This window comes from Colwellia sp. E2M01, assembly GCF_018860585.1.
Classification (GTDB): domain Bacteria; phylum Pseudomonadota; class Gammaproteobacteria; order Enterobacterales; family Alteromonadaceae; genus Colwellia.
Genome location: NZ_JAHKPR010000048.1, coordinates 1,196 through 10,037, shown reverse-complemented (window position 1 = coordinate 10,037; position 8,842 = coordinate 1,196). Strand labels below are relative to the sequence as shown.

Genomic DNA, 8,842 nt, shown 5'->3' with positions numbered 1-8,842 from the left:
GCTGAGTGGGAAAGAACTTAATCAAATTGGTATTATATTTAGCTTGGGTAATATTCTTTCTAAAAAAATCATAGGTAAATTATCTTTATATTCAATAGCTAACGTTAGGTTCTGAGGAGTAATATAAAGAGTTATAAAAGTTATTAGCTCGCCTTACTAACTCGCTTCTTTTGAAAACTTCTTTTACCGCGTTTAGGTTTAAAAGCTACTTTAGGTAACCCAGCGAAGGATTGCTGACTAGCACCATATACCATATCAGTTACCGTATGAGTTAACGGTTGCATAAAGCTTGTGTAACTTGCTTTTTTCTCACTAATTGCAGTTAATGTTGCTTCCCATTGCGCTGTCATATCTGGCAAGGTTGCCATTTCAGGTAAAGCATTTATTAATGCAACGCCAACTTCTGTCGCGATGATTGATTTACCCTGACGTTTTAAAAAATCACGTTTAAATAATAAATCAATAATACCGGCGCGTGTTGCATCTGTGCCTAAACCATCAGTGTCTTTTAATACTTTTTTAATTTCAGGATCATTAACGTATCTTGCTATGCCTGTCATTGCGGCAAGCAAAGTGGCATCGGTAAACGATTGCGGTGGTGATGTTTGTTTTTCGACTAGTTCACCATGTTGGCAATGTAAGACTTGCCCTTGTGTTAACGGCGGCAAGCTTTGTTCAACTTCTTGTTCTTTACCTTGAGTATTTGTTTTTACTGTTTGGCTTTTTTTACTTTGCGGGAAAAGGGCTTTCCAGCCAAGTTGTTTTTCGGTTTTGGCTTGGCTGATAAATTTTCCTCCTGCAATAAGTAAAGTTACTTTGGTTTGCTGGTAGATATAGGCAGGGTAAAACTGTATTAAATATTGGCGAACTATCAATAAATAAATATTCTTTTCAAAGGTATTTAAGCTGACGTTCTCGGGAGATTTTTCTGTCGGGATAATAGCGTGATGCGCTGTTATTTTACTGTCATTCCATGCTTTACTGACTAAAGCGGTATTAGCATCTTGCGCAGGTTTATTACAAGGCAATGAAGATTGCGCTAATGTGTTTACAATGCCTTTAGCTTGCTTTAATTGTTCTTTAGGTAAATATTGGCAATCTGATCTTGGGTAAGTGATCAGTTTATGTTTTTCATATAACGACTGACATACATCCAATACTAGTTTGGCATTCATTGAAAACTGTTTAGCGGCACTAATTTGTAATTGCGATAAGTTAAACGGTAGTGGCGCTGCTTGTTTTTTTTCGTCACTTATTAAATTATCAACACTCGCAGGTTGGTTTTCAATCCGCTTAACAACATTCTCAGCTAACGACTTAACTAATACGCGACCTTCTTCATCACAATAAGGTTTGCAGTTTTCGCTAGGTTGCCATTTCGCGGTAAAGGCAATCGTTTCATCTTGATTTAAGGCGATATGTGCTTGTACTTGATAGAAAGGTTTGCTGACAAAGTTGGCTATTTCTTGCTCGCGCCTAACAACTAAACCAAGCAAAGGCGTTTGTACACGTCCCACTGACAATACAGAGTGATACCCTGTTTTTTGACCTTGTAAAGTATAAGCACGAGTAAGGTTGATTCCATAAAGCCAATCAGCACGAGAGCGCGCTAAGGCTGAGATAGACAAAGGAATAAATTCACTGTTCGGTTTTAACGAGTTAAGTGCGCGCTTTACCGCAGCTAGGTTTAAATCACTGATCAATAATCGTTTAATATTCGCTTTTTTGGTTTTAGCTACTTTTAAGTAATCAATTACTTCATCAACAAGCAGCTGGCCTTCTCTGTCAGGATCACCCGCGTGAATAATCTCATCAGCTTTTTTGACTAAACCTCTTAATACAGTGAGCTGTGAACGAGTACGGCTAATAGGTTTTAGTTGCCATTGTTCAGGTACGATTGGCAGGTTTTCCATGCGCCACTTTTTTAATTCAGCGTCATAATCTTCGGGATCTGCTTGCGCTAAAATATGGCCGATACACCAACTGACCACATCGCCATTAGCTAGCTCTATGTGAGTTTTATGGTTTTTTTGTGGCTTAGGCAATGCCGCTGCAATGGCACGTCCTAAACTGGGTTTTTCGGCAATATAGAGTTTCAAGCGAGTTCCAATATCGGCTTATCAAGGTGATCTGACTTAAGTATAAAACAATTACTGGTTATATGTACAGTTTGTGTTTAGATGTTGTGTGTTTGTATTTATTTGAGGAGAGGCTAACAAGGAAGCTGGTGAGTTGAATTTTACAAAGCGCTCGGCTCACAACGCCAAAAATCTTCACTTAAAATGTTCATTACGCTTTGACTAGTATTATCTTTGTGGGTAATTCTTATCGACGGAATACCTGCTTTAGTCACGGTTTGGTGATGAATTTTATTTTTTATAAATGCTTCGGATAATTTTTCTTGGCTGCATTTATTGTCTAAATTGATTAACACAAGTTTACGACTCTCAGTTAAAGTGTCGCTTCGCAATTTAATTACGTCGTTTTCAAATTTTTCATGCACTAAAATATATTCTTGTCCCATGTAACGATCTAATTGATAGGGAATTTTATTATTGACTAACTTGGCAATAAACAGGCCGTTGATGAAGAGGGATTTAAACGTAGGCGTAGAATAATATTCAGGTTCTTTACTACAACCGCTACAAATAATGAGCAGTAAAATAATAGGTAAAACTTTCATAATGCACCTACTAAGCTGTTATGGCGTTTATAAATTGATTGAGGTTTATCTCTTTTTAAATCTTAGCACTAAAGCGGTTCCTATTATTATAGCTAGTGAGGCAATAATAATAGGTAATGTTATCGCTTCGCCTAATAATAAGGATCCGGCTAACGTAACAATTAATGGCACACTTAACTGTAACACCGCAGCTTGAGTCGCTTTTAGTGCAGGTAACACACTATACCAAAGTACATAGCCCATACCAGAGGTAACAACTCCTGATAATAACGCGTACAGCATGCCGGTATTATCTAAAACAATAATATTATCATTAGCCAAGTAAACACCTACCCACAAAATGATAGCTAGCGGAGAAGCTTTAATAAAGTTTCCAGCGGTTGCCGTTGTCGGATTATTTGAGCCTCTGCCTTTTAAGGTATAAATACCCCATGCTACGCCAGAAATACACATTAACAACGATCCCATAAATGAAGGTGCAGCAATACCAGGTAACATGAGTAGCACAACCCCTGAAAATGCGAGTAAAAAGCCGATGATTTGAGTAGCGTTAAGGCGTTCACCTTCACGATAACCAACTAATGTCATGGTTATTTGTACCGAGCCAAATAGAATTAATGCGCCAGTACCAGCAGCAATAAGTTTATAGCCATAAGTGAAGCTAACGGCATAAATAAATAATGCCAAAGCAGCAAACCAAGTACCTGACTTTAATGCGGAATTGTCTTTTTTTATAATTAAATAGAGCCATAAAAAGAGGGCGCCTGAAACGATTCTAATTAAGCTAAAACTGGCTTCATCAATATTGGTTTGGTCTAACGCATAACGTGCAATAAGTGAATTAGCGGCAAAGGCGATAAGTGATAATACAGTGATGAGAACAATACGTAATTGAGTCATTTTAATGCCTTTGTACTTTGTACCTTGTTAATAGTACTTCGTTAATAGTACTTTGTTATTAGTACCTTATAGTGCAGAGTAAGGTCTAAAAGATAGAAAGTAGGGGTAACTTGATAGAGAAAAACTACCTGCTTATTTAAAGAGTTCTATTAACGTCTTTATTAATAAACAGGTAGCTAATGGTTTTTTAAGTTAACAGATAATTAAACCATATCTGCAAACGGGTTTTGGTTAGGTAAGGTAATACCATTTTTAAACTCAGCAAAACTTAAAGCGTCGTGCGTTAAGGTTATTTGTTCTTCGTCAATAAGACCTTCACCAAATTTGTAAATTAAATCAAATTGGCCATTATTGGCATTATCGCAATATACTTGTCTTGCTTGCTCTACAGAAGTTAATTTCTGCTGATAAGTTGCCATTGCTTCAGCGCCATAACGTTTCTCCATCATGGTTAAGCTTACTTTAGGTGAAAATATTGTAGCGGTCGCATTATTACCACCAAAACCTTTTGAGTTAATAAAGGCAATGTCCATATCAGGGCAGTCCCAGTGCTCTGTTGCAATGTTAAGATGTTGGTCATAAACATCATCAGCAACAGCATCAATGGTAGTAATACCTGGCATAATATTGTGGCTGAAAATACCTAAGGCCATTGCCATTTGATCGCCACTGGCAGGCCCTAAAGTATGACCAACAAAGGCCTTAGGTGCCGCAACAGGCCAATTTTCGATATTAAAACACTCGGCAATATTATGATAAATTAGTGATTCAGTTACACGGTTTTGTGGAGTACTTGAGCCATGCGCTAAAATAAAACTGCGTTTTTGTAAGGCTTCTTTACCCAACACTTGCTCAGCCAGTGCCACAGATTTAGCCATAGTAATATAATTACCAGGACCCGGCGCAGTAATAGATTTTTTGTAGCCATCGGCATTAATAAAGACATCAGCAACAGAAGCGAGTACTTTAGCACCCATTTCTAAAACAAGGGCGTCATCCATTAACACAACAAATTGTGCGCCTTCACCAATGGTAAAACCACAGTTTTGACCAAATGGGCGACTAGTTCTACGATGGTCTGCAGTATCGGTACCGTCTAAGCGTTTTAAACCTTCTTCGTTAGCTAAAGCACTCATGTTACCAAAGCCTTCAACAATTTCAGGGGTAATGGCGGCTTCTGTACTACCGACTACAGCAACACGAATACGACCAGCTTGAATATCGTTTACTGCGGTTTGTAAATTATATAAAAAAGTTGCACAAGCGCCGGTGCTAGTAAAGGTTTTACCCACATTACCCGTAACATAAGCGTTGATAAAGTCGGTTGTCATTGAGTTTAAACCAAGCGCTAATTGTTTAGTGCTAACGCGAGAACCCTGTAAACGACTTTTTAATAATCCGCCTAAACCTTCATCATTTACTTGGCCTGCAATTGATGCGGAGTAAGTACCAACTTCATCAGGTGATATTTTGTCTAAAATAGCATCCCATTCTAATCCAGTTGAGCGTATTGCATCAGTTGCCGCAAATATAGTTGCTTGTAAGCCACGAGGTTGGTATCGACTGTTATAAAGTTCTGCCGGCTCAAAACCTGTAGGTAATTGTCCTGCGGCTTTTATTGGGTTATCACGGTAAGTGTCATGCATAACCGTTAATTCTTCAGGTATTTCAACAGAGACTTTTTTGTCTGCTAATTCGGTAATTATCCATGAACTTGGTACAGGGTTAGGTAAATCACGAGCGCGCAATTCAAAAGTAATTATCTTATCAGTCGGCGTTATGTTCATTTTTTGATGCCAGTGAGTTGCGTCTGGATCAAAATGATTTTTTTCTATTTTACGAATTAAGGTACCATCAAGAATTTGTTGACCAAATATACTTTCAATATCTGCAGGGTTAATCACATTACCGTCAGCATCAGTTAAACCCGCTTCTTGGTTAGTAACAAGGTTCATTAAACTGGCTAAACCAACAAAAGTTTCTTGGCGTGCTTGGGCGTTTAATTTGTCAATAACAATACGGCGAAAACCTTGATGAAAAGAGGTGCGACCTGCAGCGTTTATGCCGCCCATGCCAATAACTAAAGGTAAACGTGTCATGTGATAATCCACTTAAAAAATTAAGATAATTACAATCTAACTCTTGTGGCAAGCTAGATTGCGTTGATGGCACTATTTTAGTCTTTTATTGAAATATTAATAAGCCAAAACAGCCTTAAAATGTGTAATAATGGCCATAACTGTATTTCAAGGTGATTAAAGTGGTTATGAAACGAGTTAACAATGATGAGTTTAATAATTCATATGGTAGTTCACATGGTAGTTCACGTGATAGTTTACGGGTGAACTTAGTGATTTATCCACATGTGTTAGCAACCGGAGTTACCTTACCTGTAGAAATGTTATTGGCTGGCGAAGCATTTGCAAAGCGTTATGACAAGTCAGCCATAAAACTAACTACGCAGTTTTTGAGTGAGTCTGCTAGTAGTATTAAATCGCGTGCGGGTATTAATATGTTGGCCGATATCACTCTAAATAATGAGACAGCATTAACACTTGCTACGCCAGATATTATTATTGTGCCGAGTTTATGGCGAAATCCTCGTCCTGTGTTAAAAAATCATCGTAAACTTATTGCTTGGTTAAAAGATTGTTGGCAGCAAGGTAGTACCTTAATTGGTGTTGGTACAGGAGTTTGTTTTTTAGCGGAATCAGGTTTGTTAGATAATCATTCAGCAACAACGCATTGGCATTATGTTGATCAATTTAAACGTGATTATCCGCAAGTAGATATAAAACCTGACTTTTTTATTACCCAATCAGAGCGTATTTATTGTGCCGCCAGTTTAAATGCATTGGCAGATATTATTGTGCACTTAATTGCTCAGCATTATGGTAAAGCCGCAGCACAAAACGTAGAAAGAAACTTTTCACATGAAATTCGCAAGCCGTACGAAGATCAACGGTTTTTAGAAGGGGCGGGTGATAGGCATGCCGATGAATTGATTGCTGAAATTCAGTTTTGGTTGCGTACTAACTTAAATACCGAATTAACCCTAACCGAAATAGCTAAACAATTTGGTATGAGTCAGCGTTCGTTTACACGACGCTTTAAAGTAGCAACAGGTGTTAGGGCTACGCAATATTGGCAACAGTTGCGTATTGAAAGCGCTAAAGAATTATTGTCATCAAGTAATTTAAGTATACAAGAAATAGCTGATCAGGTTGGTTATCAAGACCAAGGACATTTAACTCGATTGTTTAAAAAAGACTTAGGTTTAACACCGAAAGCGTATCGAGCCATGGTTAAAAAGAAACTATTCAGTTAACAACAAAAATAAAGTACTATTTCATTTCAGAAAATTAACTTACTAACATTATTCTTGAGAGAACCATGAGCGAAAAACTATCAACTGCACTTTCTATTGCTGAAAAACAAATTAGTCAAATGCTAACCATGCAAGATGCAATGAACAGCCGAGTTAGTGAAACATGGCGTGAAAATGGTTATGAATGGTATCGTGCTATTTGGGTTGAATGTGCAGAAATGTTAGATCACCATGGTTGGAAATGGTGGAAACATCAAGAAATTGACATTGCACAAGTTCAGTTAGAGTTAGTAGATATTTTTCATTTTGGTTTAAGTCTACGTTTAATGACTGGCGATGATGCATTATCAATTGCTCGTGAGTTAGCAAAAGAGTTACACCAAGGCACTGCAGAAGATGACTTTAAAATAGCCCTTGAAAACTTAGCTTCTGCTGCGGTAACTAAAAAATCATTTGATGCGAAAGCGCTTGCTGATTGTATGTCATTAATGAATATGGATTTAGATGAATTATTCCGCCAATATGTGGGTAAAAATACTTTAAACTTCTTCCGTCAAGATCATGGCTATAAAGATGGCACTTATATTAAAGAATGGCACGGCGAAGAAGATAACGAAGTGCTAGCAAACCTTGTTACTACCCTTGATGCAAGTGCTGATGACTTTCAACAACAGTTATACGCTGCGTTAGAAGAAAAATACCCTGCTTAAATGATATAAATAGAAGTACAACTTCAGCTGTTGTACTTCTATTTTGCTATACCTACCAATACATGTACTTAATATAGTAATTTTTGTATAACTCTCGATTTCTAAAAATTATTACCTCTCGTTGTTAATCATAAACCAGTTAATCATAAACCAATAGTTAATCTTAACTCGGCTCTAGATGATTTTAACTTATTGAAAATAAATAAGTATTGACTATATTTATACTTACTTAATAAATAATTATTTTTGGCTCATATTTTGCTTTATTCAATATGAGTAGTGCTTTTTGTCGTTTGTGATAAGAAAGCGTCAATAATTTGTTTATACCAATAAATTTGATTTGTTACACATAACATATCGACTTGGTATTTTAGGAGAAGTATATGGAACTGATATTATTTGCCTTAATTACCCTAGTGGTAATTGTTGCTGTGCTAGCGAGTCGCTTAAACGATAGTAGCTTTCCTTTTCCATTTGATAGTAAAAAAGCCATTTTTACACCCGCTGAAAAAAACTTTCAAAACTTAGTTGAGCAAGCGCTAGGTGGACAATATAGAGTATTGAATCGCGTTAGGTTAAGTGACGTAGTGACTATTCGTAATGGTGTTTCAAGTCGTGCTAGTCAAGCCGCAGCAAAAAGTGCTGCAACGAAATACTTAGACTTTGTTATTTGTGATCGCAGTTCTATGAAGCTACTTGGTGCTATCGATTTGGTAGATACTCAAGGCCGCGGATATAAAATAAAAAAAGATTGGTTTGTAAGCGGTAGTTTAGAAGCTGCGTCAATTCCCCATCTTCGTATTAAAGTAAAAGCTAATTACACATTAGAAGAAATTAGAACCTGTATTCACACCCGCTTACTTGGTAAAACTACAGCTAATTACGCGCCACAACCAAAAGTGAAAGGGCGTGTTATTCCTGCGCCTATGGTGAGAGCGAGAAATAAACCTGTTGGCGCTCTATCGTCAGCAGCTGCAAGAGCGCAGCTTGAAGAACAAACTCCTATGATACCGTCAATGTCCGGACAGTTAGGTGGAATGTCAGCTACTTCGTTATCTCATTAATTAAACCGATCTCAAGTTAATGCTTGTTTCATAGTCATTTTTAATATACAAAACCCGATAATTAATCGGGTTTTTTTATTAGTATTTTTTGCTGGTAATGGTTATACCAAGTTGATTAAGTTCTTTCCCACTCAGCGAAAGTTAAAAGGCTTAGAGG

General features: G+C 37.2%; 7 protein-coding genes. 3 read left to right on the top strand and 4 right to left on the bottom strand.

Annotation, left to right across the window (positions count from 1 at the left end; all coding sequences use genetic code 11):
• Positions 1 to 143: 143 nt before the first annotated feature.
• From KO502_RS10425 to KO502_RS10410, 4 genes are all read right to left on the bottom strand, one after another.
• A complete protein-coding gene (locus KO502_RS10425; RefSeq protein ID WP_216022514.1) occupies positions 144 to 2,099 on the bottom strand; it encodes a DNA topoisomerase III in 1,956 nt (651 codons plus the stop codon).
• Positions 2,100 to 2,239: 140 nt separating this feature from the next.
• Positions 2,240 to 2,683 carry a hypothetical protein gene (locus KO502_RS10420; protein WP_216022513.1) on the bottom strand — a complete coding sequence of 148 codons (444 nt, stop codon included), beginning with the start codon at positions 2,681 to 2,683 and terminating at the stop codon, positions 2,240 to 2,242.
• Between the two features lie 45 nt (positions 2,684 to 2,728).
• Entirely contained in the window at positions 2,729 to 3,583 is an 855-nt protein-coding gene (locus KO502_RS10415) for a DMT family transporter (RefSeq protein ID WP_216022512.1), read from the bottom strand.
• 203 nt (positions 3,584 to 3,786) lie between these two features.
• Positions 3,787 to 5,682 (bottom strand): beta-ketoacyl synthase, encoded by a 1,896-nt coding sequence (locus KO502_RS10410; RefSeq protein ID WP_216022511.1) that lies wholly within the window; start codon positions 5,680 to 5,682, stop codon positions 3,787 to 3,789.
• Between the two features lie 167 nt (positions 5,683 to 5,849).
• On the opposite strand from KO502_RS10410, the gene KO502_RS10405 reads away from it, so the two are divergent.
• From KO502_RS10405 to KO502_RS10395, 3 genes are all read left to right on the top strand, one after another.
• Complete coding sequence (locus KO502_RS10405; RefSeq protein WP_216022510.1) at positions 5,850 to 6,911, top strand: helix-turn-helix domain-containing protein; 1,062 nt, start codon at positions 5,850 to 5,852, stop codon at positions 6,909 to 6,911.
• Positions 6,912 to 6,976: 65 nt separating this feature from the next.
• On the top strand, positions 6,977 to 7,621 hold the full coding sequence (locus KO502_RS10400) for a dUTP diphosphatase (RefSeq protein WP_216022509.1): 645 nt from the start codon (positions 6,977 to 6,979) through the stop codon (positions 7,619 to 7,621).
• Positions 7,622 to 8,004: 383 nt separating this feature from the next.
• Complete coding sequence (locus KO502_RS10395) at positions 8,005 to 8,685, top strand: DUF2726 domain-containing protein (RefSeq protein ID WP_216022508.1); 681 nt, start codon at positions 8,005 to 8,007, stop codon at positions 8,683 to 8,685.
• Positions 8,686 to 8,842: the final 157 nt, after the last annotated feature.